Origin of the sequence: Mycolicibacterium wolinskyi str. Jessa 2025, from assembly GCF_049241375.1 — a bacterium.
In the GTDB taxonomy this organism is placed as follows: Bacteria; Actinomycetota; Actinomycetes; order Mycobacteriales; family Mycobacteriaceae; genus Mycobacterium; species Mycobacterium wolinskyi.
Genome location: NZ_CP185960.1, coordinates 4,121,857 through 4,147,183 on the forward strand (window position 1 = coordinate 4,121,857; position 25,327 = coordinate 4,147,183).

Annotated in this window: 25 protein-coding genes; 16 read left to right on the plus strand and 9 right to left on the minus strand. The window is 66.1% G+C overall.

Annotation, left to right across the window (positions count from 1 at the left end; all coding sequences use genetic code 11):
* Positions 1-62: 62 nt before the first annotated feature.
* Both ACOI2T_RS20255 and ACOI2T_RS20260 read right to left on the minus strand, forming a co-directional pair.
* Positions 63-959: an acyl-CoA thioesterase gene (locus ACOI2T_RS20255; protein ID WP_409505678.1), complete on the minus strand. Its 897-nt coding sequence runs from the start codon at positions 957-959 to the stop codon at positions 63-65.
* 16 nt (positions 960-975) lie between these two features.
* A complete protein-coding gene (locus ACOI2T_RS20260) occupies positions 976-1,821 on the minus strand; it encodes an LLM class flavin-dependent oxidoreductase (RefSeq protein ID WP_409505677.1) in 846 nt (281 codons plus the stop codon).
* Positions 1,822-1,931: 110 nt separating this feature from the next.
* Between ACOI2T_RS20260 and ACOI2T_RS20265 the strand changes: the two genes are divergently transcribed.
* From ACOI2T_RS20265 to ACOI2T_RS20280, 4 genes are all read left to right on the plus strand, one after another.
* Positions 1,932-2,567, plus strand: coding sequence for a TetR/AcrR family transcriptional regulator (locus tag ACOI2T_RS20265; protein ID WP_409505676.1), 636 nt, complete (start codon positions 1,932-1,934; stop codon positions 2,565-2,567).
* 111 nt (positions 2,568-2,678) lie between these two features.
* Positions 2,679-3,908, plus strand: a complete 1,230-nt coding sequence (locus ACOI2T_RS20270; protein WP_067845028.1) for an amidohydrolase family protein — start codon at positions 2,679-2,681, stop codon at positions 3,906-3,908.
* A 34-nt stretch (positions 3,909-3,942) separates the two neighbouring features.
* Positions 3,943-5,100: an acyl-CoA dehydrogenase family protein gene (locus ACOI2T_RS20275; protein ID WP_409505675.1), complete on the plus strand. Its 1,158-nt coding sequence runs from the start codon at positions 3,943-3,945 to the stop codon at positions 5,098-5,100.
* Positions 5,097-6,362 carry an acyl-CoA dehydrogenase family protein gene (locus ACOI2T_RS20280; protein WP_409505674.1) on the plus strand — a complete coding sequence of 422 codons (1,266 nt, stop codon included), beginning with the start codon at positions 5,097-5,099 and terminating at the stop codon, positions 6,360-6,362. Before ACOI2T_RS20275 ends, ACOI2T_RS20280 begins: the two co-directional genes overlap by 4 nt.
* Before the next feature lie 78 nt (positions 6,363-6,440).
* On the opposite strand, the gene ACOI2T_RS20285 is transcribed toward ACOI2T_RS20280, so the two are convergent.
* Positions 6,441-7,457 (minus strand): Rv2578c family radical SAM protein, encoded by a 1,017-nt coding sequence (locus ACOI2T_RS20285; protein WP_409505673.1) that lies wholly within the window; start codon positions 7,455-7,457, stop codon positions 6,441-6,443.
* 52 nt (positions 7,458-7,509) lie between these two features.
* A complete protein-coding gene (locus ACOI2T_RS20290; RefSeq protein WP_409505701.1) occupies positions 7,510-8,526 on the minus strand; it encodes a LacI family DNA-binding transcriptional regulator in 1,017 nt (338 codons plus the stop codon).
* A 168-nt stretch (positions 8,527-8,694) separates the two neighbouring features.
* On the opposite strand from ACOI2T_RS20290, the gene ACOI2T_RS20295 reads away from it, so the two are divergent.
* From ACOI2T_RS20295 to ACOI2T_RS20315, 5 genes are read left to right on the plus strand one after another with little or no spacing between them, the layout of a single operon-like run.
* Positions 8,695-9,606, plus strand: a complete 912-nt coding sequence (locus ACOI2T_RS20295) for a nitrilase family protein (RefSeq protein WP_409505672.1) — start codon at positions 8,695-8,697, stop codon at positions 9,604-9,606.
* 9 nt (positions 9,607-9,615) lie between these two features.
* Positions 9,616-10,746, plus strand: a complete 1,131-nt coding sequence (locus tag ACOI2T_RS20300; RefSeq protein ID WP_409505671.1) for a hypothetical protein — start codon at positions 9,616-9,618, stop codon at positions 10,744-10,746.
* Between the two features lies 1 nt (position 10,747).
* On the plus strand, positions 10,748-12,100 hold the full coding sequence (locus tag ACOI2T_RS20305) for an amidase (protein WP_409505670.1): 1,353 nt from the start codon (positions 10,748-10,750) through the stop codon (positions 12,098-12,100).
* Positions 12,097-13,746, plus strand: coding sequence for a FumA C-terminus/TtdB family hydratase beta subunit (locus ACOI2T_RS20310; protein WP_409505669.1), 1,650 nt, complete (start codon positions 12,097-12,099; stop codon positions 13,744-13,746). The genes ACOI2T_RS20305 and ACOI2T_RS20310 overlap by 4 nt, the downstream gene beginning before the upstream one ends.
* A complete protein-coding gene (locus ACOI2T_RS20315; protein ID WP_409505668.1) occupies positions 13,743-14,567 on the plus strand; it encodes an alpha/beta fold hydrolase in 825 nt (274 codons plus the stop codon). The genes ACOI2T_RS20310 and ACOI2T_RS20315 overlap by 4 nt, the downstream gene beginning before the upstream one ends.
* Before the next feature lie 241 nt (positions 14,568-14,808).
* Here ACOI2T_RS20315 and ACOI2T_RS20320 read toward each other — a convergent pair whose 3' ends face one another.
* Positions 14,809-15,243, minus strand: a complete 435-nt coding sequence (locus ACOI2T_RS20320; protein WP_067845012.1) for an Rv2576c family protein — start codon at positions 15,241-15,243, stop codon at positions 14,809-14,811.
* Positions 15,244-15,501: 258 nt separating this feature from the next.
* Between ACOI2T_RS20320 and urtA the strand changes: the two genes are divergently transcribed.
* From urtA to ACOI2T_RS20350, 6 genes are all read left to right on the plus strand, one after another.
* Positions 15,502-16,770 carry an urea ABC transporter substrate-binding protein gene (urtA, locus tag ACOI2T_RS20325; RefSeq protein WP_409505667.1) on the plus strand — a complete coding sequence of 423 codons (1,269 nt, stop codon included), beginning with the start codon at positions 15,502-15,504 and terminating at the stop codon, positions 16,768-16,770.
* A gap of 7 nt (positions 16,771-16,777) precedes the next feature.
* A complete protein-coding gene (urtB, locus tag ACOI2T_RS20330) occupies positions 16,778-17,662 on the plus strand; it encodes an urea ABC transporter permease subunit UrtB (protein ID WP_067845008.1) in 885 nt (294 codons plus the stop codon).
* Positions 17,659-18,768: an urea ABC transporter permease subunit UrtC gene (gene urtC / locus ACOI2T_RS20335; protein ID WP_409505666.1), complete on the plus strand. Its 1,110-nt coding sequence runs from the start codon at positions 17,659-17,661 to the stop codon at positions 18,766-18,768. Before urtB ends, urtC begins: the two co-directional genes overlap by 4 nt.
* Positions 18,765-19,580, plus strand: coding sequence for an urea ABC transporter ATP-binding protein UrtD (urtD, locus tag ACOI2T_RS20340; RefSeq protein ID WP_409505665.1), 816 nt, complete (start codon positions 18,765-18,767; stop codon positions 19,578-19,580). Before urtC ends, urtD begins: the two co-directional genes overlap by 4 nt.
* Positions 19,580-20,272: an urea ABC transporter ATP-binding subunit UrtE gene (gene urtE, locus ACOI2T_RS20345; protein WP_067845002.1), complete on the plus strand. Its 693-nt coding sequence runs from the start codon at positions 19,580-19,582 to the stop codon at positions 20,270-20,272. Before urtD ends, urtE begins: the two co-directional genes overlap by 1 nt.
* 116 nt (positions 20,273-20,388) lie before the next feature.
* A complete protein-coding gene (locus ACOI2T_RS20350) occupies positions 20,389-20,937 on the plus strand; it encodes a hypothetical protein (protein WP_409505664.1) in 549 nt (182 codons plus the stop codon).
* 77 nt (positions 20,938-21,014) lie between these two features.
* On the opposite strand, the gene ACOI2T_RS20355 is transcribed toward ACOI2T_RS20350, so the two are convergent.
* Positions 21,015-21,170 carry a hypothetical protein gene (locus ACOI2T_RS20355; protein WP_409505703.1) on the minus strand — a complete coding sequence of 52 codons (156 nt, stop codon included), beginning with the start codon at positions 21,168-21,170 and terminating at the stop codon, positions 21,015-21,017.
* Between ACOI2T_RS20355 and ACOI2T_RS20360 the strand changes: the two genes are divergently transcribed.
* Entirely contained in the window at positions 21,148-22,104 is a 957-nt protein-coding gene (locus ACOI2T_RS20360; RefSeq protein ID WP_409505663.1) for an MBL fold metallo-hydrolase, read from the plus strand. The two genes, ACOI2T_RS20355 and ACOI2T_RS20360, sit on opposite strands and share 23 nt — an antisense overlap.
* Here ACOI2T_RS20360 and ACOI2T_RS20365 read toward each other — a convergent pair.
* The 3 genes from ACOI2T_RS20365 to ACOI2T_RS20375 form a co-directional block, all read right to left on the minus strand.
* The gene (locus tag ACOI2T_RS20365) at positions 22,101-23,093 is read right to left on the minus strand and encodes an amidohydrolase family protein (protein ID WP_409505662.1); all 993 of its coding nucleotides are present in this window, start codon (positions 23,091-23,093) and stop codon (positions 22,101-22,103) included. The genes ACOI2T_RS20360 and ACOI2T_RS20365 overlap by 4 nt on opposite strands.
* 124 nt (positions 23,094-23,217) lie before the next feature.
* A complete protein-coding gene (gene hisS / locus ACOI2T_RS20370; protein ID WP_409505661.1) occupies positions 23,218-24,498 on the minus strand; it encodes a histidine--tRNA ligase in 1,281 nt (426 codons plus the stop codon).
* Positions 24,495-25,196 carry an MBL fold metallo-hydrolase gene (locus tag ACOI2T_RS20375; protein ID WP_409505660.1) on the minus strand — a complete coding sequence of 234 codons (702 nt, stop codon included), beginning with the start codon at positions 25,194-25,196 and terminating at the stop codon, positions 24,495-24,497. Before ACOI2T_RS20375 ends, hisS begins: the two co-directional genes overlap by 4 nt.
* Between the last annotated feature and the right edge of the window lie 131 nt (positions 25,197-25,327).

The following is a 25,327-nucleotide window of genomic DNA, read 5'->3' on the forward strand; positions in this document are numbered from 1 at the left end:
GACGCTCAGGTACCCCGGATCGGGATTCTTCCGGTACCTCCGCGTCTGGTCGCGCGGGCAACTCACAACCGCGAATGCGCCGAGATGTTCGTGTCGGTTGTGCGCAACGGCCGGATCAACGCGTCCTGGCTGAACGACGCGATGAGCTCGCCTTCTTCGGTGTGCACCGCGCCGCGCACGTACGACATGCCGGAACCGACCTGGGTGCTCTCGTGGCTGTAGAGAATCCAGCCGTCCCAGCGAACGGGTTCGTGGAAGCTGACGGTGACGGTCATGGGCGCGGTCGACACGGTCAGATGTGCTTGCGCGGTGCCGATGCCTTCGTGCGCACGCATGGTCGTCGAAATACCCAGGTGGCCGGTGAAATACGCGATCAGCGCCTTGGCGAGGTCGTCACGGGTGGGGATGGGGTCGTAGTGCAGCCACGCGTAGAGCTCGGGCGGTCCGACCTCATCCGGGCTGTTGACATCGACGACGTCGACGAGCCTCAGCTGCCGCCCGGTCATCGGCATCGGCGACTCGTTGGCGTCTGCGGGTGCGGCCACGTCCGGACGCGGGAGGTGGTGGCGGATCACGTCACCCGAGGGCACATCGGTGAACACGGTGATGGTGATGCACCGCTTGCCGTTCTGCGATGCGGCGACCACCGCGGTGGCGGTGGACCGGCCTTCGCTGATCACGTCGATGTCGAGTTCCACCGGCGGCCCGACCATGACGGCACGGGCGAACACGGCGTGTGCGGTGCGCACCGACTTCTCCGGGAACCGTTTCGCCACAGCGACGATCGCGGCGGCCAGGATCTGGGTGCCCTCGACCACCTGCCGCTCGTCGGCCCCGGCGATGCCGGTCTGCGCGATGAAACGGTCATCCCCTGCCGGCTCGGCATCGAACAGGTCCAGCAGCATCTGCAGCGTCCACGGCGTGGACTCCACTGGCGCCTCGGCGGATTCGGTGGTCATCGATGTGTCCTTTCTGTCAGGCATTGATCACGGTGTCGGCGAATTCGGAAATGGTCTGTGGCGCCGCGAAATCGGCGAACCACACGTAGAAGCGTTCGACGCCCTGCGCCGTCAGCCCGCCGAAATGCTCGGCGATCTCGGCGGCGTCCCCACAGATCAACCCGTCGCCGAGATGCCCGAACAGCCGCGTGCTGCGTTCGGTGACCGCTGCGCGATCGGCGCCACGGCCGACGAATCCGACCATCTGCTGCAGGGATACGCGCGCCGAGCCGACCGTCGGCAGCAGTCGCGGTAGACGGTCGAGTTGGTGCGAGGGAATGTTCCACCAGTCGGCGTACGTCCGCACGAGTTCCATCGTTCGTTTACCCGTTCCACCGAGCACCAACGGAATTCGGTGGGGCGGCCGGGGCAGCTGGACGGGATCACCGGCGTCGTCGCCGGCCCAGTACCGGCGCAGCAGCGCGAGATCTTCGCCGAGCCTGTGCACCCGCGCCGATGCGTCGTCGCCATCGGCGATGCCGAACTTCTCGAATTCCTGCGGCCAGGAACCCGATCCCATCCCGAGTTCGAAGCGGCCGTCGCAGGCTGCCGACAGCGTGACGGCTTGCTTGGCCAGCACTGCCGGATGCCGGAACGCGTCGCACAACACCAGATGACCGATGCGCAACCGCTCGGTGTGCGCGGCGACCCACGTCGCGACCGTCATTGCCTCCCAGATGCCCTGGCTCGTCGCACCGGGCGGTTCGAGGTGGTCGATGAACGCGATGCCGTCGAACCCGCCTGCCTCGGCGGCCCGCGCACGCTCGACGATGTCGCCGATCCCCATTCGCACTTGTGGCAGGAACAGAAACCACTCGGTCATCGGGCTGACCCGATCGGTTGTCGGAACACAGTGATCACAAGCCGCCTATAGCTTCTACAGAAACGGTAACGTCATTCTCCACAGTGCAGCATGACGGAGGTGGTGCCGCAATGGCTAGGCCGGCCGGACGACCATCGGGCAGCGCGCGCGCCGACAGCGAGGAACGGGCCGGCCGATTCATGAGGTCGGCGCTGGCCATACTGGGCGAAACCGGGCGCACAGACTTCACGGTGCTGGAGGTCGTCGAGCGCTCGAAAACCTCACTTCGGTCGTTTTACCAGCACTTTTCGACCAAGGACGAGCTACTCCTCGCGCTGATCGACAAGATCATGGCCGAGTCGACCCGGCGGTGGCGCTCCGACACCGCAGACCTTCCGGGACCCGAGGCGCTCCGAGCGCTCATCGAGCGCATCACGACCCCGGCGGCGTCGAGCACCCAGGACAGCATCAACCGGGGACTGACGTTCTACAACGACCATCTGGCGGAGTCGTTGCCGCGCGAATACGCGCGCGTGCTCACGCCGCTGCACGACCTCTTCCAGGACATTTTGCGCCGCGGCATCGAATCCGGCGCGTTCCGCCCGGACCTTGCGGTCGAGGCCACGGCGGCGCTGATCATGCAGTCGGTTCTGGGTGCCATGCGGTTACGGTCACTCGGCGTGGCACTCAACGGCGTGCCGATCGAGGGCCACCACATTTACGAATTCTGCGTGACGGGTTTGTCGAACCCCGCTTCACCGCGCTGACCAGCACTTTTCCATTTCCTCAACGAATCCACGCCGGGTCTCGTCTGCGCTGGTCACAGCGTGGTAACGTCATTACCAGATTCGATAACAGCCCTCTCACAGGAGGCGAACGTGCCGTCACGCATCCTCGACTATCCGGTGTTCGACGCCGACAACCACTTCTACGAGCCCAAGGAAGCGCTCACGCAGTTCCTCCCGGACAACCGCAAAGGCGTCATCGACTACATCGATGTCAGGGGCCGCACCAAGATCGTCGTCCGCAACCACATCAGCGACTACATCCCGAACCCGACCTTCGAGGTCGTCGCACGCCCCGGCGCACAGGAGGAGTACTTCCGTCACGGCAGCGGCGGAAAGAGCTTCCGCGAGGTGATGGGCAAGCCGATGAAGGCCATCCCCGCCTTCCGCAATCCGCAGGCGCGCCTCGAGGTCCTCGACGGGCTGGGCCTGGACTACACGATCATGTTCCCGACGCTGGCCAGTCTGGTCGAGGAACGGTTGAAAGACGATCCCGACCTGATTCTCGACATCATCCACGCACTCAACCAATGGATGTACGAGACGTGGCAGTTCAACTACGAGAACCGCATCTTCTCAACTCCCGTAATCAATCTGGGCGTCGTCGACCGCGCACTCGCCGAGCTCGAGTGGTGCCTGGAGCGCGGGGCCAAAACGGTACTGGTCCGCCCCGCGCCGGTGCCCGGCTATCGCGGAACCCGCTCGCTCGGTCTGCCGGAGTTCGATCCGTTCTGGGACGCCTGCGTCAAGGCCGGCATCCCGGTGTGCATGCACGCCTCGGACAGCGGCTACGCGCAATATCTCAACGACTGGGAACCGGCCGACGAGTTCCTGCCCTTCCGCCCGACCGCGTTCCGGATGGTCGCGATGGGCAAGCGCCCCATCGAGGACACCATGGCCGCGTTGGTCTGCCACGGCGCACTGACCCGCAATCCGGATCTGCGGATACTGTCCATCGAGAACGGCGCATCGTGGGTGCCGTACCTGTTCTACCAGTTCAAAGACGTGTATTCGAAGATGCCGCAGGAGTTCCCGGAGGATCCGATCCAGGCGTTCAAGCGCGGTGTCTACGTGGCGCCGTTCTGGGAAGACGACTTCAAGAAGATGGCCGAGTTGTGCGGGATCGACCGCATCATCTTCGGCTCCGACTGGCCGCACCCCGAGGGCTTGGCGGACCCGATCAACCTGGTCGGCGATCTGGAAGCACAGGGCCTCGATGATGCGGGCATCCGAAAGGTCATGGGCGGCAACCTGGTCGACCTGTTCAAGGTACCGAGCAAGAAGGTTTACAAACCCGATGTCCCGGCCCTCGTCATCGCCTGATCACATCCATTCACAAAGAGGCTGAGCCGAATTCATGACCGACGTGGCAAACCCGGAACAGATGCTGTTCACCTCGACTGCGCAGGCGTTCCTGGAAAAGGAAGTCCCACTGGGCCGGGTGCGTCAACTGCACGCCGACGGCATCGCGTTCGATGCCGAATGGTGGCAGCGGGCCGCCGAACTCGGCTGGGCCAGTCTGCTGGTTCCCGAAGAACTCGGCGGAGGCAGCGTCTCGGGTGACGGCGTCGCCGATCTCGCGCTGCTCGCCGAGCAGGCCGGCCGTAGTGTCGCGCCGGGTCCCCTACACCCCGTCAGCGTTGTGCTGGCCGCGCTGGTCGAGGCACCCGACGGTCACGACGAGACGATCGAGGCGCTGGTTTCCGGCGAGCTCGTGGCGTCATGGGCCGCATACGAACCGCGCCAACCGTTCTCGGCATTGCAGGAAGATTCGGTTCAGACGACCGCGACCCGCACCCCCTCGGGATTTCGCCTCGACGGCACCAAGGACCGGGTCGAAGCCGGCGAGCAGAGCGATGCGCTGCTCGTGCCCGCCCGGTGCGACGGTCGACTGAGACAGTTCGTCGTGCCCACCGATTCCCCGGGCGTGACGGTGACCCCGCAGCCGTCGGTCGACATGGTCAAGCAGTACGCGCGCGTACAGTTCGACGGGGTTGAGGTCGGCGAAGCCGCAGTGGTGGGCAGTGCCGATGCGACGCAGGCGATCATCGAACGGCAGCGCCAGATCGCACTCGTGCTGCAGTGCGCCGAGATCGTCGGGATCCTCGACGCCGTCCTGACCATGACCAACCAGTGGTTGTTCGATCGGCACAGCTTCGGGCGGCCCTTGGCGTCCTATCAGGCGCTCAAGCATCGTGCGGCCGACATGAAGATGTGGTTCGAGGCCTGCCGGGCCACCACCGCCGGAGCAGTCGCCGCGGTCGGCGGCCGCTCACCTGACGCCGAGCTGCTGGTCAGCGTCGCAAAAGCCTATGTGGCCGAACGAGCTCCGGTGATGTTGCAGGACTGCGTCCAGTTGCACGGTGGCATCGGGGTCACGTGGGAGCACGACCTGCATCTCTACCTTCGCCGAGTTGCCCTCTACCGCGCCATGTTCGGGTCACCCGAGGACCACCATCGCGCGGTGTACGCAGTGAGCCGAAGGAACCGCGCAGTCGAGGAGGTTGGGGCATGACCGAGACCGTGAGCACGAGCGCGACCACGGAGTCCGTCGAGGAGTTCGCTCGTCGTGCGCGGCAATGGCTGGCCGAGAACATGCCGCCGATCGATCCGGACAATCCCCCGTTCGCGGTGCGCGCGGAAGCCGAGTCGTGGGAGCGGGCTAAGGAACTGCAGAAGCGACTGTACGAAGGTGGTTTCGCGGGCATCTGCTTCCCGCGGGAGTACGGCGGTCTCGGCCTCGACTACGCGTACCAGAAGGCATTCAACGACGAGTGTGTCCGTTACGAGATGCCGCTGATCCTCAACACGCCGTCGTTCACCATCTGCGCCGCAACCATTCTCGACATGGGCAGCGAAACGCAGAAGCGCGAACGCATTTCGGCCGCGATCCGTGGCGACGAGATCCTGGTTCAGCTGCTGAGCGAGCCGAACGGCGGCTCGGACCTGGCCGGCATCATCACCCGCGCCGACCGCCGCGACGACGGCACGTGGGTGATCAACGGCGCCAAGACGTGGAGCACGAGCGCGTTCGCGGGTGATTACGGGTTGATGTTGGCCCGAACGGATTGGACGGTCCCCAAACACGAGGGATTGACGATGTTCCTGGTGCCGCTCGCCGCGCCGGGCATCACCATGCGGCGCATCAAGGAAGTCAACGGTAATGAGGAATTCTGCGAGGAGTTCTTCGATGGGCTCGAGCTTCCAGCCGACGCCGTCGTCGGCGAGGTCAACGACGGCTGGACGGTCGCCTCGCGCCAGCTCCACCACGAACGCCGGGCCGTCGGCGGTGGCTCGGAGTTCGCCAGCGGCACCGGCGCGGAGAACGCGAACGAGATGCCGCCCGACCACGTCGGTCTGGCCGAGGCCACCGGGCAGGGTGACGACGCGCGGGTACAGGATCTCGCCGGACGCGCCCTGGCACGGCGAATCGTGAAGAAGCAACTCATCGACCACGTGGGCCGCGCCATCGGAAACGGTTCGCTGCCACCGAATGCCGGCACGCTGATCCGCCTCTTCCACGCCGAAACGACCGAGCTCGAGGTCGACACCGCACTTGCCATCGCCGGCACCGCCGGTGTCGTCGACGAGGGCGACGAACTCAGCGGCATGCTCGACATCGGCGTGCGTTACCTGTCGCGGCAGACCGGGTCTTTGGGCGGCGGCAGCTCCGAGATGGCCCGCAACGTCATCGGGGAACGCATTCTCGGCTTCCCCCGGGAATTCGCCGCCGACCGCGGCGTGCCGTTCAATCAGGTCAAGCGCAACAAGACCTGACCTTCCTCCCGCGAGCAGACGCTAAAGTACCCATTTCCAGCACATTTCGGGTACCCACGCGTCTGCTCGCCGGGAAACTCAGAACAAGGTCTGCTGGACCGGCTCCGGCGCGCGCTCACCGAGAACCCGGGCGGGTGGCATCGCCCGCGGACCGGCCGCCAATCCGTGTGCGCGGATCAGCGGCTGCACTCGAGCCCGCAGCGCGTCGCGGTACTCGGCGGGCAGATATGCGCCGCGCCGGTACAACTCGCGATAACGCCACGTCAATTCGGGATGCGAGCGCGCGAGCCACGACATGAACCAGCCCCGGGTCGAACCGCGCAGATGGAGTCCGAACACCGTCACGCCGGTGGCTCCGGCGGCCGCGATGCGACCGAGCAAGGCGTCGAGCTGATCGGCCGAGTCGGTGAGATATGGCAGCACCGGCGCGACCATGACGTGGCAGTCCAGACCGGCCTCGCGGATCGCCGTGATCAGGCCCAGGCGGGCCTGCGGCGTCGGCGTACCCGGCTCGATGTCGTGGTGCAGGTCGGCCTCACCGATCGCCAGCGACACCGCGATGCTGACGTCGACACGTCGCGACGCCTCGGCGATCAGCCCGAGGTCGCGGCGCAGCAGCGTGCCCTTCGTGAGGATCGAGAACGGGGTGTGCGAATCAGCCAGCGCGCCAATGATTCCGGGCATCAACCCGTACCGGCCCTCGGCCCGCTGATAGGGGTCGGTGTTCGTACCGAGGGCCACCGTTTCATGCGTCCACGACGGCCGCCGCAACTCGCGGCGCAAGACCTCGGCAACATTGGTCTTGACGACGATCTGCGAATCGAAGTCCGTGCCGCAGTCCAGATCGAGGTACTCGTGAGTGGGGCGGGCGAAGCAGTATCGGCACGCATGGCTGCAGCCGCGGTAGCCGTTGACCGTGAAGCGGAACGGCAGCGCCGACGCCGCGGGCACCTTGTTCAACGCCGATTTGCACAGCACCTCATGGAACGTGATGCCCTCGAACTGCGGCGAGCGGACGCTGCGCACGAATCCGACCCGTTGCAGGCCGGGCAGCGCACCGTCGTCAACCTTGACGGCCTGTCGATCCCACCGCACACGTCCATCGAACATTCGTTCGACGTCGAAGTCAAGGCGACGCCCCGGGCGCTCAAGCCGCGCGGGTCGACTCCCGCGCCACGAGAACCGGTGTCGTGCGGAGCTGATCCGGGTCCTGGCCGGCCAGCGCCTCTGTCAGCAATTGCACCGCGTCGCGCCCCATGTCGAACGCATGCGACTCGATCGACGTGAGTGGGACATGCAGCTCGGCGGTGAGCGCGATGTTGTTGAACCCGATCAACGACACGTCTTCGCCCACCCGCAGCCCATGGTTGCGGATCGCGCCGGCCGCGCCGATGGCCGCGAAATCGTTGACCGCGAACAGGGCCGTCGGCGGCGTCGGCCCGGCCAGCAGCCGGTCCGCGGCGTAATGGCCGCCGTGGCTGTCGAGCCCCGAGAACACGATGTTGTCGGAGGGCACCTCGATACCCGCCTCGCGATACCGGTCGACGAAACCGGCGGGCCGGTCGATTCCGGTGCTGGCGTGCGCGAGGCCGGCGATCACCCCGACGTCGCGATGCCCGAGCTCCAGCAGATGTTCGGCGGCCAACCGCCCACCGAGATAGTTGTCGCAGGTGGCCGCGGGATATCCGGCCACGCTCCGGTTGACCAGAACGAACGGCACTTCGCGCCGCCTCAGCTCTTCGAGGACGGTGTGGTCGTCGGCGCGGGCGTCGCCGAGGATCAGGCCGTCGACCCGGCGGTCGAGCATCATCTCGATCCGCTTGCGCTGATCGGCAGGCTCGTCTTGAGTGTTTGCCACGAACGCCGTCAAACCCCGCGCGGATGCGGCGGATTCGATGCCCTCGTAGACCGTGGCCAGTACGACGTCGCTCAGCCGCGGCACGAGTACGCCGATGAGGTTGGTCCGGCGCGTGCGCAAGCTGGCCGCATGCGGATTGGGCCGGTAATTCACCTCCGCGGCCCGTTTGCGAATCCGTTCAGCGGTGGCGCCCGACGCCGCGCGCTCGCCCTGCCGCATGCCGTTGAGCACACGCGCGACGGTCGACACGTGCAGACCTAGATCGTCCGCGATCGACTGCAAGGTCGCCTGTTTCGACTTGGCCACTTCCCGCATTCCTGTTTGCTGTCCGATGTCCGCCACCCCAACCCTTGACAGTGGCGCGCGTTCGGGAGCAGTATAGCCCGAACGTTCGGCCCGAACGTTCGGGCAAATCGGATCGAACGTGTCGCACAGCTCTACATCGACCAGCCCGTCAACAGAAAAGGGACCGTCATGCCTGATCAAGACGCATCGCAAGAGACCCATCGGCACAGTCCGGCACGCGTGGCCGTCGTGCAGTTCAATCCTCAGGTCGGCGTCGAGAACCTCAAGGCCAACTCCGAGGCGGTGTACGAACGCCTCAACGCGGCAGTAGCTGAAGGGGCCAATCTCATCGTGCTGCCCGAGCTGGCCACCACCGGCTACACCTTCGAATCACGCGACGAGGCGTACGCCCACGCCGAGGCGGTGCCGTCCGGCGCGACCGTGGCGGGCTGGGTCGAGTTCGCCGCGACGCACGACGTGTACATCGTGGGCTGCCTGCCCGAACTCGACGGAGTCGAACTATTCGACACCGCAGTCCTCGTCGGGCCCGACGGGTACATCGGCAAGTACCGCAAGACCCACCTGTGGAACGAGGAGAAGTTGTTCTTCTCCCCCGGCAATCTCGGCTACCCGGTGTTCCACACCAAGATCGGCCGGATCGGCCTGTTGGTCTGCTGGGACATCTGGTTCCCCGAAACCGCGCGCATCGTCGCGCAGCAAGGCGCCGATATCATCTGCATCCCCACCGGGTGGGTGTGGACCCCGCCGCCGCTCTACGACGCGAGCGGCACCTGCATGGCCGCGTACCTGACCATGACGGCCGCGCATGTCAACAACGTGTTCATCGCGACCGCGGACCGGATCGGCACCGAACGCACCTCCGGTTTCATGGGCAACTCACTGATCGCGGGGACCAACGGATGGCCCATCGACCGCATCGCCGGGCCGGACGAAGACACGATCCTCTACGCCGACATCGACATCACCGCGTCGCGGGGTGCACCGATCTGGAACCAGTTCAACGATCTTCACCGCGACCGCCGCACCGATCTCTACGATCAGCTGCTCGGATACCGCGGCGGCACGGCACTCCCCCGCTGAGGCGCCGACATGGCAACCGCGCCCTCGACGCGTCCCCACAGTGCCGCCCTTCCGCTGTGGCCACTCGTCGCCGCCATCTGTCTGTTGGCCGCCCTGTTGTGGACCGGCAGCCTGCACGTCGTCGCACCGATGCTCGACATGATCGCCGCCGCGGCAAGCGAACCCAACTTCTACGGGAGCGCACTGGCCGGCGCCGGCCTGCTCGCGGGCGGTGTGGTGGCGCACCGGTTACAGGTCAAACGCCGCCCCTGTCAGGGGTTCGCCCAAGCCTGCGGATCCGGACTGTGGGTCGCGACCCTCGCGAGTTCACTACTGGGAGTGGCCATCAGCAATCTTGTGTGGGGCTGGACGCTGTCCGAAGGCACCTGGCAACCGCTGTTCGTCCCGTTCGTCTCGGTATCGCCCACCGTGGTGCTGATGTTCGGCGCCGAGGCCAAGACTGTGCTGACCGGAGGCGTGCTCGGCGGCCTGATCACGCCTCCGCTGTCGGTGCTTGGCACCGACCTCTGTTCGCGGCTGACCCTCCCACCCGTAGTCGGAATAACCGCTGGGATGGCGGTCGCTGCGGTGATCGCCTTCACGCTGTGCCGTCACCTGCCCTGGTTGCCCTCCCCGCTGCACCTGCAACGCGCGCCCGCGGTGAAAGATGTCGGTACAGGCGCTCAAAAGCGCGGGCCGAGTTGGCTTTTGCGTCGCTGCCTGGCCGACTTCTCCGAAGCGCAGTTCTTCGGCAGTGAGTGGGCGAGCTTCGGCCTGATCGCCGGTGTCGTCCTCGCCTATCTGCTCAACCCGGCAATGGTGGCCTACGGATCGGGTCTCCTACCGCAGATCCTGGCCGCCCAGGCGATCACCGCGATCATCGCCGTGACATTGTGGCGCGGGCAGTGGGCCCGAAAGCCCTTCTACCCCACGTTCGTGCCGGTCGTGTCCGTCGCCCCGGCGTGTGTGCTCGCCTATGAGGGCACAGCGGTCTCCATAGTCGCCGGGGCAGTGCTGGGCGCGCTGCTGAGCCCACCTCTCGCAGCGGCGATCTCCTCCCGGCTGCCAACCGATTTTCACCCCTTCATCGGCAATGTGGCAGCCATGGCAGTCGCCACGTCTGTCATCATCCCGCCGCTGCAACTACTTCCAGGAATCTGATATGACCGACCTAGTCGAAACCGCCGCATTGAGCGGGTACTTCCGCCAGCGCGATATCAGCTCGCTCGCAACGGATCTCCGTGCCGGCCGCACCACCAGCGTGGAACTCGTCGAGGAGAGCCTGGCCGCGATCGCCCGCCTCAACCCGATACTCAACGCGTTCACCACCGTCGACGCCGACGCGGCGCTGGCCGCCGCTCGTCAGGCTGACGCAGACCTTGCTCGCGGGTTGGATCACGGCCCGCTGCACGGCATCCCGGTGTCCGTCAAGGACCTCATCGACGTCGAAGGCCAGATCACCACCTCCGGGTCGGCGGTGCACGCCGACCACCCCGCCGATGCGGACGCCACGTGCATCGCACGGCTGCGCGCGGCGGGTGCGGTGATCGTGGGACGAAACGTCCTGCATGAGTTCGCGTACGGAGCCACCGGCGACCGATCGTTGCACGGAGCATCCCGAAACCCTTGGGATACCGACAAGATCAGCGGCGGGTCCAGCGGTGGCGGCGCAGTGGCGACGGCGGCGGGCATGGTGCCACTGGCCGTCGGAACCGATACGGCGGGCTCGGTACGGGTGCCCGCCGCACTCTGCGGCATAGTCGGGTTCAAGCCGACGTACGGGGCGATACCCATCGACGGCGTCCGGCCGCTCGCCGCGTCGCTGGACCACGTGGGCGTCTTCGCCCGCACCGCGGCCGACGCGGCGGCCGGTTACGCGGCGATGGCCGGTCGCGCGCCCGATCCCGACCCCCGCAGCCCCCTGCTCGCGTGGATCGACCCGACCTGCATCGGACCCACCGACCCGGCGATCGTCGCAACCGTGCGCACTGCGATGGATCAGGCCGGTATCAGCGCCGTCGACACCGAACTCCCGTTCCGGGCAGGCGAACTGTTCTCGGTGCTGAGCGTGTTGCAGGCGAGCGAGGCCTACACCGAACACGCCGACGCCCTCGCCGATCACCGAGATGACATCGATCCCGAGGTCGTCGAACGGTTGATCCGCGGCCGAGACACCCCGGCGTGGCAGTACGTCCGCGCGGACCGTACGCGAAACATGTTGCGCACCAAGATCGTCGAACTGCTCGGCCGGTTCGACGTGCTGGCCATGCCGACTGTGCCGACGGTGGCCACTGATCTCGGCAGGCGCGCCCACGTCATCGACGGTCAGGCAGTGGAGGTGCGGTCGGCCCTGCTGTCATTGACCAGCCCGTGGAATCTCACCGGCCATCCGGCACTGAGTATTCCGGCCGGCACGGTGGCGGCGCTGCCCGTCGGCCTGCAACTCATCACCGCACCGGGCCGAGAGCACTTCCTGTTCGCGCTCGCGGACCGCGTCGAACGAGCGCAACGATGACCGGCGACTACACCCCGCTGTTGCCGACCGGCCCCGACGACACGGAGTATCGGCGGCTCGACACCGAGCCCGATGCGATCGGCACAGTACATGCCGCGGGCCGGACGTTCCTCGAAATCAGCCCACACGTCCTCGAACAACTCGCCTTCGAGGCCTACCGCGATGTGTCGCATCTGTTGCGGACCAGTCATCTTCGCCAGATCGCGGCGATACTCCACGACCCCGAATCGTCGCCGAACGACCGCTTCGTGGCCACGGAACTCTTGCGCAACGCCAACATCGCCGCGGGCGGGGTGCTGCCGATGTGCCAGGACACCGGGACCGCCATCATCCACGCGAGCCGGGGCCGCCATGTACTCACCGACGGCCTTGATGCGCAACACCTTTCACGCGGCATCGCCCGGGCTTACACGACCCTCAATCTGCGCTACTCACAACTGGCGCCGCTGTCGATGTTCGATGAGCGCAACACCGGCACCAACCTGCCCGCACAGATCGAGATTCTCGCCGACGGCGACGATGCCTACCGATTTCTGTTCATCGCCAAGGGCTGCGGAAGCGCGAACAAGAGCTTCCTGTTCCAGCAGACGCCTGCCCTCCTCGACCGCGACCGCCTCCTGGACTTCGTCGTGACCAAGGCGGCCGAGATCGGCACATCAGCCTGCCCGCCGTACCACTTGGCGGTCGTGATCGGCGGGACGAGTGCCGAATTCGCGCTCAAGACGGCCAAACTCGCATCCGCACACCACCTCGACACCCTGCCCACGGCGGGATCACCGGCAGGCAACGGCTTTCGGGACCTCGACTTCGAGCAGCAGGTGCTCGCGGCCACCCAGCGTCTCGGCATCGGCGCACAGTTCGGCGGCAAGCACTTCTGCCACGACGTGCGTGTCGTCCGCCTCCCCCGCCACGGCGGCTCACTGCCTATCGCGGTGGCGGTGTCGTGCGCCGCCGACCGCCACGTGCTCGGCAAGATCACCCGTGACGGGGCGTTTCTCGAACAGCTCGAAACCGACCCGGCACAGTTCCTGCCGGATGCCGCAGGCATCGACACCGACCGCGAGGCCGTGCGCATCGACCTTGATGAGTCACTGGACCACACCCGTGCACAACTGGCGGCTCATCCGGTCGGCACGCGAGTGTCATTGACCGGCACGCTGGTCGTGGCACGAGATCTCGCACACGCCAAGATCCGCGAGCGCCTGGCGGCCGGTGAACCGATACCGGAATACCTTCGCCGATATCCCGTCTACTACGCGGGGCCGGCGAAGAAACCCGATGGCTACGCCTCGGGTTCGTTCGGGCCCACCACGGCCGGGCGCATGGACTCCTACGTCGAGCAGTTCCAAGCCGCCGGCGGATCGCTCGTGATGCTCGCGAAAGGCAATCGGTCGGAGGTTGTGCGGCGCGCGTGTGCCCGACACGCTGGGTTCTACCTGGGTTCCATCGGCGGTCCTGCCGCACGCCTCGCCCAGGATTGCATCAAGGCGACCGAGGTCCTCGAGTACGGCGAACTGGGCATGGAGGCAGTCATGCGGATCGAGGTCGAGGACTTTCCGGCATTCATCGTCATCGACGACAAAGGCAACGATTTCTACGCCGGCGACAAGCGCCCCCTACTCACGATCGGACGTACACCGCAATGACTTTCACGCGCACAGATGTGCAGAACCTCGTATTCGACCATGCCGGTACGGCTTTGACCGCGGACGTCCGCCCGGGCACCGGCACACCGATCCTGCTGGTGCCCGGAGTGATGGCCGACGCGGCGACGTGGCGCCCGGTGGTCGACTCGATCGACCTGCCGAACCCCGTGATCACGGTCAATCGCCGCGGTCGATATCCGAGCGGTCCGCTCGGAGCCGACTACTCGGTGCGCGTCGAGGTCGACGACCTGCGCCACATCATCGATGCGCTCGGCGATATCCATCTGTTCGGCTGGAGCTACGGTGCGCTGATCGCGCTCGAGACCGCCTTGACGTGCAAGCGGATCGTCTCGCTGACCGCCTACGAACCGGTCAGCCGGCCGTTCGCACCCGACGTCGTGCAACCGCTCCGCCAAGCCATCGCCGCCGGGGATCTCGACCGCGCGGTGACGCTCGTCAACACCGACGTATCCGGATTCTCCGCCGACTATGTGGCCGAACTGCGCCGCAGCCCCGCCTGGGCCGTCCTGCGCCCGCTCGCGGGACCGCTGGCCGAGGAACTCGCGGCGATCAACACGCACCGCCCGGCGCTGGACCGTTACCGAACGCTTCCCATGCCGGTCAGGTTGATTCTGGGCACCCGCAACGAGGGTCAGGCACCCTACGGCACCGCGTTCGCCGCGTTCGCCGACGCGCTGCCTCAGGCGCCGGTGGTGCCCCTTGCCGACCAAGGCCACCTGGCGCACGTCGAGGCGCCCGCAGCGCTGGCGGCGCTCATCTCGGCCGCCGTGACGGCGGCGGAGGGCCGCCCGACCAGTTAGAAAGACTGGGTGCGCCGGTGCCGCGGTTTCGGGTACGGCACCGGCGCCCGCCGTGGGCGCTGCCCAGTCAGACCGTACCCGGACGCCTGGGGCGCCGGAGCACGAAGCACATCGAGACGGTGCGACCGGAGCGCATGGCTTGATCGCGTACCCGGGCACCGTCTCGCATGCCTCTTATCGAACACTTGTTCGACGCGTTTGTCAACTCACCGTGCCGGCGGGCGCGCCGGTCAGCGGCGTGTCACCACTGCCCGAGCTGGCACCGCGGGCTGTAGGGATGATCGTTCTGGACCGCGACCTGGCCGTCGACCGCGATCTCACAGTGCGCGTTGGGTGCGCCCCGGCCGCCGTGCGTGGTGCTGGCGACGGTGAAGATGGCCCACTGCGGATCGGCCAGCGTGGTCTCGAAGACCCACGGCGCCTCGGGGACCACGTTCACCTCAGCCTTCTGCAGGAAGGCGTAGGGATCCGCGTCATAGGCCTCCTTGCTCGGAGGCTGAGTCGCCAGATAGTAGAGATCGAAATCGTAGGGCGCGCCCGTCGTGAGCGTGTAGCGCACCTGATGACCGCCTGCCTCCGGCTCCGCATACGACGTTGCGTTGGAGACCGCCATACCCGCGGCCGCCAGAACGACCGCCGCACCGACCGTGGTTGTCACTTTTCGCATGTTCGTCATATCGAGGCAGGCTACCGGCTTGTTACAGGTGCGACGAATGAGCGCACGGGCGTCGCGAAAGACGTCGTGGAGTTACGTGAAAACGGCAAACCAACGCCCGTCTAGCTAGAGGTTAATTTGTTCGTCACATACAGACATTTCTCAGTAACACCGGCGCTCTAACGTCCCGATTCGACACCCGCACAGTGTGTTTAGCCTCCTGCGGCGCTGCCGATCGCATCGGCCGAAAAGCGCTGCAATCATTGGGAAAGGTTGTTCATGCGAGTACCAGCACGTGCCACGTTCCGCAGATCGGCGTTAGCCACCGGAAGCGTGATCGCAGTCGCCAGCCTGCTATTGGCCGGATGCGGAAGCAGGGCAAGCGAAACCGACGCAGCAAATGCTGAGTCATGCGTGGACACGTCCGGGCCCACGATCAAGGTCGGCTCGTTGAACTCACTGTCGGGAACGATGGCCATCTCCGAGGTGACGGTCCGCGACTCGATCAAACTCGCTGTCGACGAGATCAACGCCAAGGGCGGTGTGCTGGGCAAGCAGATCGAGCTCATCGGCGAGGACGGTGCGTCGGAGCCCACGGTGTTCGCCGAGAAGGCCGAGAAGTTGATCAGCAGCGATTGCGTCGCCGCGGTGTTCGGCGGCTGGACGTCGTCGAGCCGCAAAGCCATGCTGCCGGTCTTCGAAAGCGCCAACTCCCTGCTGTATTACCCGGTGCAGTACGAGGGCCTCGAATCGAGCAAGAACATCTTCTACACCGGCGCCACCACCAACCAGCAGATCGTGCCCGCACTCGACTACCTCAAGGAGAAGGGCGTCAAGTCGCTGTACCTGGTCGGCAGCGACTACGTGTTCCCGCAGACGGCCAACCGCATCATCAAGGCGTACGCCGGGGCGAACGGCATCGAGATCAAGGGCGAGGACTACACCCCGCTGGGATCGACGGACTTCTCCACGATCGTCAACAAGGTGCGCGGCGCCAACGCCGATGCGGTGTTCAACACCCTCAACGGTGACTCCAACGTGGCGTTCTTCCGCGAGTACAAAAACGTCGGCCTGACCCCGCAGGACATGCCGGTGGTGTCGGTGTCGATCGCCGAGGAAGAGGTCGGCGGCATCGGCGTCCAGAACATCACCGGGCAGCTGACGGCGTGGAACTACTACGAGACCATCGACACCCCGGTCAACAAGGCATTCGTCAAGGCCTACAAGGACTTCGTCAAGGATCCCAAGAAGCCGACCTCGGACCCGATGGAAGCGGCCTACGTGTCGGTCTATCTCTGGAAGAACACCGTCGAAAAGGCACAGTCGTTCGACGTCAAGGCAATTCAGGACAACGCCGACGGCGTGACCTTCGACGCCCCCGAGGGCAAGGTGACCATCGACGGCGAGAACCACCACATCACCAAGACCGCCCGCATCGGTGAGATCCGCCCGGACGGCCTGATCTACACCATCTGGGAGTCGAAGGGCCCGATCGAGCCGGACCCGTACTTGAAGTCCTACCCGTGGGCCGCCGGGCTGTCCGGCTGAGCGGGCCATGGATATTCTGATCGGCCAGCTGGCAACGGGATTGAGCCTCGGCTCGATCCTGTTGCTGGCGGCGCTCGGCCTGTCCTTGACCTTCGGCCAGATGGGCGTCATCAACATGGCGCACGGTGAGTTCATCATGGCCGGTTGCTACACCGCCTACGTGGTTCAGCAGATCATCTCCAATGCCGGTGCATCGCTGTTGATCTCGCTTCTCGTCGGATTCGTGGTCGGCGGCGCGATGGGCGCACTGCTGGAGGTCACGCTGATCCAGCGCATGTATGACCGGCCGCTGGACACCCTGCTCGTGACCTTCGGCGTCGGCCTGATCCTGCAGCAGATCGCCCGCGACATCTTCGGCGCCCCCGCAGTCAACGTGGTCGCCCCGTCATGGCTGTCGGGCGGTGTCGAGATCCTCGGTGCCGTCGTACCCAAGACGCGCATCTTCATCCTGATCCTGGCCATCGTGTGCGTCGCGGTGCTGGCCACGGTGCTCAAGACGAGCCCGATGGGCCGGCGTATCCGGGCGGTCGTGCAGAACCGCGACCTCGCCGAGACCAGCGGCATCTCGTCGCGCAAGACCGACATCACGACGTTCTTCATCGGGTCGGGGCTCGCGGCCGTGGCCGGTGTCGCGTTGACGTTGATCGGCTCGACGAGCCCGACCATCGGGCAGAGTTTCCTGATCGACGCGTTCCTGGTGGTGGTCGTCGGCGGTCTCGGCCAGATCAAGGGCACCGTCATCGCGGCGCTCGCGCTCGGCTTCCTGAACTCGTTCATCGAATACAGCACCACGGCGTCGCTGGCCAAGGTGATTGTGTTCGTGATCATCGTGATCTTCCTGCAGGTGCGCCCGCAGGGGTTGTTCACCGTTCGGACAAGGAGTCTCGTATGACCATCCTTGGACGCTGGCAAACATGGGCGGGTTTCGGTGTCGCAGCGGTACTGCTCTTCGGAGTGGCGCCGGCGGTGCTCTCGGATTTCCGCCTCAGCCTGCTCGGCAAGTTCCTGTGCTTTGCCATCGTGGCGGTCGGTATCGGATTGGCTTGGGGCCGTGGCGGAATGCTCGTCCTCGGGCAGGGCGTGTTCTTCGGACTCGGCGGCTACATGATGGGCATGCACCTCAAGATCGCCGACGCGCAGATCCGCGGCGACGGCGTACCGGACTTCATGCAGATCGCCGGCGTGCGCGAACTGCCGGGTTACTGGACGCCGTTCGCCTCCCCCGCCTTCACGCTGTTGGCCATTCTGGTGATCCCGGCCGGGATCGCCGCACTGCTGGGCTTCGGGGTGTTCAAGCGACGGGTCAAGGGTGCCTACTTCGCGATCCTGTCGCAGGCGCTCGCGGCGGCGCTGGCGATCCTGCTCGTCGGTCAGACCAGCATCGGCGGCAGCAACGGGCTCACCAACTTCCGCACGTTCTTCGGCTTCACGCTCAACGACCCGGTGAACAAGCAGATGCTGTACTTCATCGCCGCCGCGACCCTGCTGATCGTGGTCGCCGTCGTCCGACAGTTGATGTACAGCCGCTACGGCGAACTGTTGGTCGCGGTGCGCGACGGTGAGGAACGCGTGCGATTCCTGGGCTACGACCCGGCCAACATCAAGGTCGTCGCCTACACGCTGGCCGCGCTGTTCGCGAGCATCGCCGGTGCGCTGTTCGCGCCCATCGTCGGCTTCATCGCGCCCTCACAGGTGGGGATCGTGCCGTCGATCGCGTTCCTGATCGGCGTCGCGATCGGCGGCCGTACCACGCTGCTCGGTCCGGTGCTCGGCGCGATCGGTGTGGCATGGGCGCAAACACTGTTCTCCGAACGCTTTCCGTCCGAGTGGACCTATGCCCAGGGACTGCTGTTCATCGTCGTCGTCGGGTTCTTCCCGGCTGGACTGGCCGGACTCGGGGTACTGCTCAAACGTCGGCGCAGAGCCAAGGCCGACGCGCCGTCGGACAAAGTCCCCGACTCGGACCCTGACACAGAAAAGGTGGGCGCCAGCTCATGACCGAGGTCGAAGCGAGCACCGCGGGCAAGGAACCCGTCGAGGGCGGCAATGTCGGCATGGGCACCCAGTACCTCGAAGTACGCGGGTTGACAGTCGAATTCGACGGATTCAAAGCCGTCAGCGACGTCGACCTCACCCTGTTCCAGGGCGACCTTCGATTCCTGATCGGACCCAACGGGGCGGGCAAGACGACGGTGATCGACGCGATCACCGGCCTGGTCCCGGCGTTCGGTTCGGTGAACAAGTCGGGCGTGGAACTGCTCGGCAAGAAGGTGCACCAGATCGCCCGGCGTGGGGTTGGCCGCACGTTCCAGACCGCGAGCGTGTTCGAGCAGCTGACCGTGCTGCAGAACCTCGACATCGCCGCGGGTGCGGGCCGGTCGGTGTGGACGCTGATGCGCAAGCGCAAAGGCGTGCTGCCGGTGATCGAACAGGCATTGCACACCATCGGGTTGACCCATCTGGCCGACAAGCCGGCGGGGATTCTCGCCCATGGGCAGAAGCAATGGCTGGAGATCGGCATGCTGCTGGTCCAGAACGCCGACGTGCTGCTGCTCGACGAGCCCGTCGCCGGCATGAGCACCGAAGAACGTGAGGAAACCGGAAACCTGTTGCGCCGCATCGGCGCCGAACGCACGGTCGTCGTCGTCGAACACGACATGGACTTCATGCGTGCATTCGCGACCTCGGTGACCGTGCTGGCCCGCGGACAGGTCATCGCGGAAGGTTCGGTGGCCGAAGTCCAGGCCAACCCGAAAGTGCAAGAGGTCTATCTGGGCACGGCCGCCGCGGGCGTGGAAGGAATTGCCTGATGCTCGAACTCGTCGACGTCCGAACCGGTTACGGCCGCTCCGAGGTCATCCACGGCGCCAGCATCGAGGTGCCGTCCGACGGTGTCGCCGCGGTGATGGGGCACAACGGTGCCGGCAAGACCACACTGTTGCGCGCTGCCGTCGGGCTGCTCAAATGCACTGCGGGCAAGGTCCTTTTCGAAGGTGAGGACATCACCAAGCTCCGGCCGAGCGCACGCGTCGCGCGCGGCCTGGCCTATGTCCCCCAGGGCCAGCAGTCGTTCGGGCAACTGACCACCGCCGAGAACCTGCAAGTGGTCGCCGATGGCCGCAAGAACGGCAAGGCTCTCATCGATGAGCAGCTCGATCTGTTCCCGGCGCTCAAAGAGTTGCTGACCCGGCGGGCCGGTCTGCTGTCCGGTGGTCAGCGCCAGCAGTTGGCGATCGCCCGGGCACTCATCACCAGCCCCAAGACACTCATCCTCGACGAGCCGACCGAGGGCATCCAGCCGTCGGTCGTCGCCGAGATCGAGCAGGCCATCACGGCGCTGACCGCCCGCGGTGATCTCGGGGTTCTGCTGGTCGAACAGCACATCGGCTTCGCGCTGGAATCCTCGCAGCGGTACTACATCCTCGAGTCTGGCCGCATCACATCCAGCGGCACTGGCGGCTCGGCCTCCGAGGCCGACGTCCGCGCCGCCATGGCCATCTAGTTCCGCTTCCCGTGCTGCACCCCTTGCACCGCGAGCGACCGTGTCTGTACGCCGACACGCCGTAAATCCTCGGCATTTCACGGACGCTCGCAGCGCACGAGGGGCACACTTCGGCCATGAACACCATGGGCGAGCCTCGAATCCTCGCCGAGACCGGCGGTCTGGTCGTCGCTGAGGACGGGCCCAACGTCGTTGTCGTCGACCGCGGCAACGGCCCGTCGGAGATCTTCGCGTTCGTCCTGTTGATATTGACGCTCGTGTGCGGCGGCTTCGGCGTGGTGTCGATGATCATGGCCGCGGCTGGATCGTTGGCCGCGTCATCGGTTGTCGCCGGCGCCGTCCTGCTCGGCGTCGGGCTGCTGGCCGGTGTGGGTCTGGTGGCCACCGCCCGGGCGCTGCGTCGCCGCCGGCTCGCTCCGCTCAGCACCTTCACCCCGGTGGCGGTGTTCGACCGAGCCCAAGGGGTGTACCGCGACGGCGCCGGCCAGATCATCGCGCCGCTGGATCAGGTGCGTTTCGAGCGGCACATGCAATTGACATCCAGCTCGCCCAAGCTGGTCGCGGCGACGCCGGTGGGTGTGCGAGTGCTCAAGCGCGGCAATCCGTTCGGTGGCGGCGTCGGAAACCTTGACGAAGTGTTGACCGCGGTCGTGCACGGCCGGTAGAGATCGAGCCCGTGCGAAGTCGCTCCAGCAAAGCCCAGACCCGTTAGCCTGACGGGCGTGGAATGCGCCTGCGGTGGTCACGACGCACAAGGTCCCGGTTCACTGTCCCGACGCTCCATATTGACGGCCTCGATGTCGGCGGTGATCGGCGGCGCGATTCTCAGCACATCGGCGTGCAGTTCGGCAGAACCGCCGAAGTCAGCCCCCACGATGCCCGAGAATGCCTTGGTCACGCTTGGCGTCCAGGCCGGTCCGCCGCCGGTCCCGAACAAAACCGGGATCTCGTCAGCGATCAAAATCGGCGGTGACGTCTATCAAATCGATTGCGGGTTGGGCTCGATGAACGCGTTCGCCGACGCGGGCTTCACGTTCAACGATCTGAAGAGCATGTTCATCACCCACCTGCACACCGACCACATCGTCGACTACTACAGCTTCTTTCTCTCCGGCGGTTACACGGCGGCACTCGGAAAGGCGCCGGTCACCGTCTACGGTCCCGGCCCGGCCGGTGGCTTGCCACCGAGCCAGGTCGGCGACCACGACCCGGCGACGATCGAACCGGGCAACCCCGCACCCGGGCTGGCCGCCACCAGCAAGGCACTGCTGCAGGCATACGCCTACACGAGCAACATCTTCATCCGCGACATGGGAATCGATGACATCCAAGACCTGATCGAGGTCGTCGAGATCACGGTGCCGCCGGGTTCGGACTACCGCAACAGGTCACCGAAAACCGCGCCGTTCCCGGTGATGTCGGACGACAACGTCACCGTGACAGCGACTTTGGTGTCCCACTATGACGTCTACCCGGCCTTCGGTTTCCGCTTCGACCTGAAATCCGGTAGGTCCATCACGTTCTCGGGTGACACCACGAAGTCGGAGAATCTGATCACTCTCGCCAAGGACACCGACATCCTGGTGCACGAGGCGCAATACAGTCTCGATGACGCCTACTACCACAACAGGTTTCCGCCGAACTATTTGAAGAGCTCGCACACCTCGGCCGAGCAGGTCGGCGAGGTCGCCGCGGCGGCCAATGCCAAACATGTTGTGCTGAGCCACTACTCGCCCACCGACTTGCCCGACTCCCAATGGCTCGATGCCATCGCCAAGAACTACTCCGGCAAGGTCACCGTCGCCCGCGACGGCCAGGTGTTCGAGCTCTAGGTGCCCAGATGTGCGGGCAACCGGCCGCCGAAGAGACGTATCGCGTTCTCACTACTGACTTTTCGGCGTGAAGCGTCATCCATCGGGTAGTCCGCCAGGAAGCGGGCGCCGTCCATGTTGTCATCCATCGGATAGTCCACCGAGAACATCACCCGATCGATGCCCATGACATCGAGCGTGCACCGGAAGGCCGTCGGGCAGAAATTGCCGCTCGTGGTGACGTGGAAATTGCTGCGCAGATACTCCGACGGCAGCCGTCGCAGCCGCTGCTTCGATCCGCCGTCCCCGCCGAGCCCGTAGTACCGGTCGACGCGGTAGGCCGCGAACGGCAGCATCTCGCCGAGGTGGCCGATGATCATCTGCAGGCCGGGGAACTTGTCGAACAGCCCGGAGTAGATGAGCCGCAACACGTGCGTGCCTGTCTCCGCGGCGAAGCCCCACGAGGCCAGGTGCAGGCCGTCGTCGACGTACGGGGCGAACCACGCATCCATCACGGCGGGATGCGGCGTCGTGGGATGCAGATAGATCGGCACACCCAGTTCCTGCGCACGCGCGAAGAGTGCCTCGTACGCGGGATCGTCGAGATAGCGTCCCCGGCAGTGGCCGTTGATCAATGCACCCAGAAGGCCGAGGTCGGTGACGGCGCGCTCGAGTTCGGCCGCAGCGGCCGCCGGATCCTGGGTCGCGAGTGTCGCGAAACCGCTGAATCGGTGCGGGTTTTCGCGCACGGTCTCGGCGAGGTCGTCGTTGGCGCGGCGGGCCAGGTCAATTGCGCGTGCGACGTCGGTCTCGTCCTGCACTCCCGGGTCGAACAGCGACAGGATCTGGAAGTCGATCCCGGCGGCGTCCATCTGCTCGAGGCGCAATGTCGACCGGTCGTACAGCCGCTCGTAAGCCACCGGGTTGTTGGAGCGCAGCCAGGTCCCGACGACGTTGCCCGCGCTGGCCGGATCCCAGGCGAAGTGTTCTTCGAGCGCGATCAATGACATGGCACCTCCGCAGTCGAGTCGCTTCACTCTAGGCGCACGACCCGCGCGAGCGACCGTGGATGTACGCCGATCACGGCGTGTCGGCGTACAGACACGGTCGCTCGCGGTGCGGGGTGATCCCGGGCTAGCGGGACAGGCGGGAAAGGACCTCGGCGACAACGGAATCGGCGGCGACGTCGACCTGGTCGCCGGTCGACAGGTCTTTGAGGCCGACGGTGCCTGCCCCGATGTCGCGGTCGCCGGCGACGAGCGCATACTTGGCGCCCGACCGGTCGGCGGCTTTCATCGCGCCCTTGAGGCCGCGGTCGCCGTAGGCGAGATCGACCCGCACCCCGCCGGCCCGCAGGGCAGCAGCGAGCTTGGCCAGTTCGAGCTTGGCGGCGTCGCCGAGGGGGACCCCGAACACCTCCACCCCGCCGACGCCCGCGGCGGTCTTACCCTCGGCCTGCAGTGCGAGGAGCGTCCGGTCGACGCCGAGGCCGAAGCCGATGCCCGACACGTCCTGGCCGCCGAGTTGACGCATGAGCCCGTCGTAGCGGCCGCCGCCGCCGATGCCCGACTGCGCACCCAAACCGTCGTGCACGAACTCGAACGTCGTCTTGGTGTAGTAGTCGAGCCCGCGCACCATCCGCGGATTGATCACGTACGGCACGCCGAGCGCGTCGAGGTGGGCCTGCACGGTCGCGAAGTGCTGTTTGGCCGAATCCGACAGGTGGTCGAGCATCAGCGGCGCGTCGGCGGTCATCTCGCGGATGTGTGGCCGTTTGTCGTCGAGCACGCGCAGTGGGTTGATCTCGGCGCGCCGCCGGGTCTCCTCGTCGAGGTCGAGTTTGAACAGGAACTCCTGCAGCAGTTCCCGATAGGCCGGCCGGCACGTGTCATCGCCCAGTGACGTGAGCTCCAGGCGGAAGCCGTCGAGGCCGAGCGAGCGGAATCCGGCGTCGGCGACGGCGATCACCTCGGCGTCGAGTGCGGGATCGTCGACGCCGATCGCCTCGACACCGACCTGCTGCAACTGACGGTAGCGACCGGCCTGAGGCCGCTCGTACCGGAAGAACGGCCCGGAGTAGCAGAGCTTGACCGGAAGTGCCCCGCGGTCGAGGCGGTGCTGGATGACTGCGCGGATGACGCCCGCGGTTCCCTCGGGCCGCAGCGTCACCGACCGGTCGCCGCGGTCGGCGAAGGTGTACATCTCTTTGGAGACCACATCGGTCGACTCGCCGACGCCACGGGCGAACAGGGCGGTGTCCTCGAAGATCGGCAGCTCGATGTCGCCGTACCCCGCGCGGCGGGCCGAGGCCAGCAGACCGTCTCGGACCGCGACGAACTGCGCCGACTCCGGCGGCAGGTAGTCGGGAACACCCTTGGGCGCCTGGAACGGCACCGACGAAGAACCTTCAGTCACAGAGTCAAACCTTCGAGAAATGGGTTGGTGCGGCGTTCGTGCCCGATCGTCGAGCGCGGACCGTGTCCCGGTAGTACCACGGTGTCGTCGTCGAGCACCAACAGTTTTGTCACGATCGACCCGAGCAGGTCACGTCCGCTGCCGCCGGGCAGATCGGTGCGTCCCACCGAGGACCGGAACAGCGTATCGCCCGTGAACACGACGTCCGACGGGCCTGCGGTGCCAAAGCCCCGGTCGCCGCGCTCCTGCCCGCCGGCGACGCGAAAGATGACCGACCCGCGAGTGTGCCCCGGCGTGTGGTCGACGGCGACGGTGATGCCCCCGAGTTCGACCGAGGCGCCGTCCCGGTCCAGCTCGACCAGCTGCTTGGGTTCGGAGAACAGGACTCCGAACGCGAGCTGGGCCAGCCGCGGCCCGAACCCCTTGATGGGATCGGTCAGCATGAACCGGTCCTCGGGGTGGATGTACGCCGGGCAGCCGTAGGTGTCGGCCACCTTCTGCGCGGACCAGATGTGATCGACGTGCCCGTGGGTGAGCAGGACCGCGGCCGGAGTGAGGCGGTTCTCGTCGAGGATGCGGCGCAACGGGCCCATGGCCCGCTGACCGGGGTCGACGATGATCGCGTCGGCTCCGGGACGCTCGGCCAGGACGTAGCAGTTGCACGCCAGCATCCCGGCCGGAAATCCGGTGATCAACACAGTGCCAGTTTCCCATGGCCAAACTTCGCGCCGGATGTTCATGCGGGTCGTTAGGGCTTTGCTCAGCATCGCCTGGCACACTCGTTGCCGACTCGAATTACCCATGACATGCACACGAGGGAGAGGACTGC

Coding starts and splice junctions, on each gene's coding strand:
- ACOI2T_RS20310 (WP_409505669.1), top strand. CDS start 12,097: ATGACCGGCGACTACACCCCGCTGTTGCCGACCGGCCCCGACGACACG.
- ACOI2T_RS20260 (WP_409505677.1), bottom strand. CDS start 1,821: ATGACCGAGTGGTTTCTGTTCCTGCCACAAGTGCGAATGGGGATCGGC.
- urtB (WP_067845008.1), top strand. CDS start 16,778: ATGGATATTCTGATCGGCCAGCTGGCAACGGGATTGAGCCTCGGCTCG.
- ACOI2T_RS20255 (WP_409505678.1), bottom strand. CDS start 959: ATGACCACCGAATCCGCCGAGGCGCCAGTGGAGTCCACGCCGTGGACG.
- ACOI2T_RS20300 (WP_409505671.1), top strand. CDS start 9,616: ATGGCAACCGCGCCCTCGACGCGTCCCCACAGTGCCGCCCTTCCGCTG.
- ACOI2T_RS20365 (WP_409505662.1), bottom strand. CDS start 23,093: ATGTCATTGATCGCGCTCGAAGAACACTTCGCCTGGGATCCGGCCAGC.
- ACOI2T_RS20295 (WP_409505672.1), top strand. CDS start 8,695: ATGCCTGATCAAGACGCATCGCAAGAGACCCATCGGCACAGTCCGGCA.
- urtA (WP_409505667.1), top strand. CDS start 15,502: ATGCGAGTACCAGCACGTGCCACGTTCCGCAGATCGGCGTTAGCCACC.
- ACOI2T_RS20320 (WP_067845012.1), bottom strand. CDS start 15,243: ATGACGAACATGCGAAAAGTGACAACCACGGTCGGTGCGGCGGTCGTT.
- ACOI2T_RS20305 (WP_409505670.1), top strand. CDS start 10,748: ATGACCGACCTAGTCGAAACCGCCGCATTGAGCGGGTACTTCCGCCAG.
- urtE (WP_067845002.1), top strand. CDS start 19,580: ATGCTCGAACTCGTCGACGTCCGAACCGGTTACGGCCGCTCCGAGGTC.
- ACOI2T_RS20265 (WP_409505676.1), top strand. CDS start 1,932: ATGGCTAGGCCGGCCGGACGACCATCGGGCAGCGCGCGCGCCGACAGC.
- ACOI2T_RS20275 (WP_409505675.1), top strand. CDS start 3,943: ATGACCGACGTGGCAAACCCGGAACAGATGCTGTTCACCTCGACTGCG.
- ACOI2T_RS20315 (WP_409505668.1), top strand. CDS start 13,743: ATGACTTTCACGCGCACAGATGTGCAGAACCTCGTATTCGACCATGCC.
- ACOI2T_RS20280 (WP_409505674.1), top strand. CDS start 5,097: ATGACCGAGACCGTGAGCACGAGCGCGACCACGGAGTCCGTCGAGGAG.
- ACOI2T_RS20350 (WP_409505664.1), top strand. CDS start 20,389: ATGAACACCATGGGCGAGCCTCGAATCCTCGCCGAGACCGGCGGTCTG.
- ACOI2T_RS20360 (WP_409505663.1), top strand. CDS start 21,148: ATGCCCGAGAATGCCTTGGTCACGCTTGGCGTCCAGGCCGGTCCGCCG.
- urtC (WP_409505666.1), top strand. CDS start 17,659: ATGACCATCCTTGGACGCTGGCAAACATGGGCGGGTTTCGGTGTCGCA.
- urtD (WP_409505665.1), top strand. CDS start 18,765: ATGACCGAGGTCGAAGCGAGCACCGCGGGCAAGGAACCCGTCGAGGGC.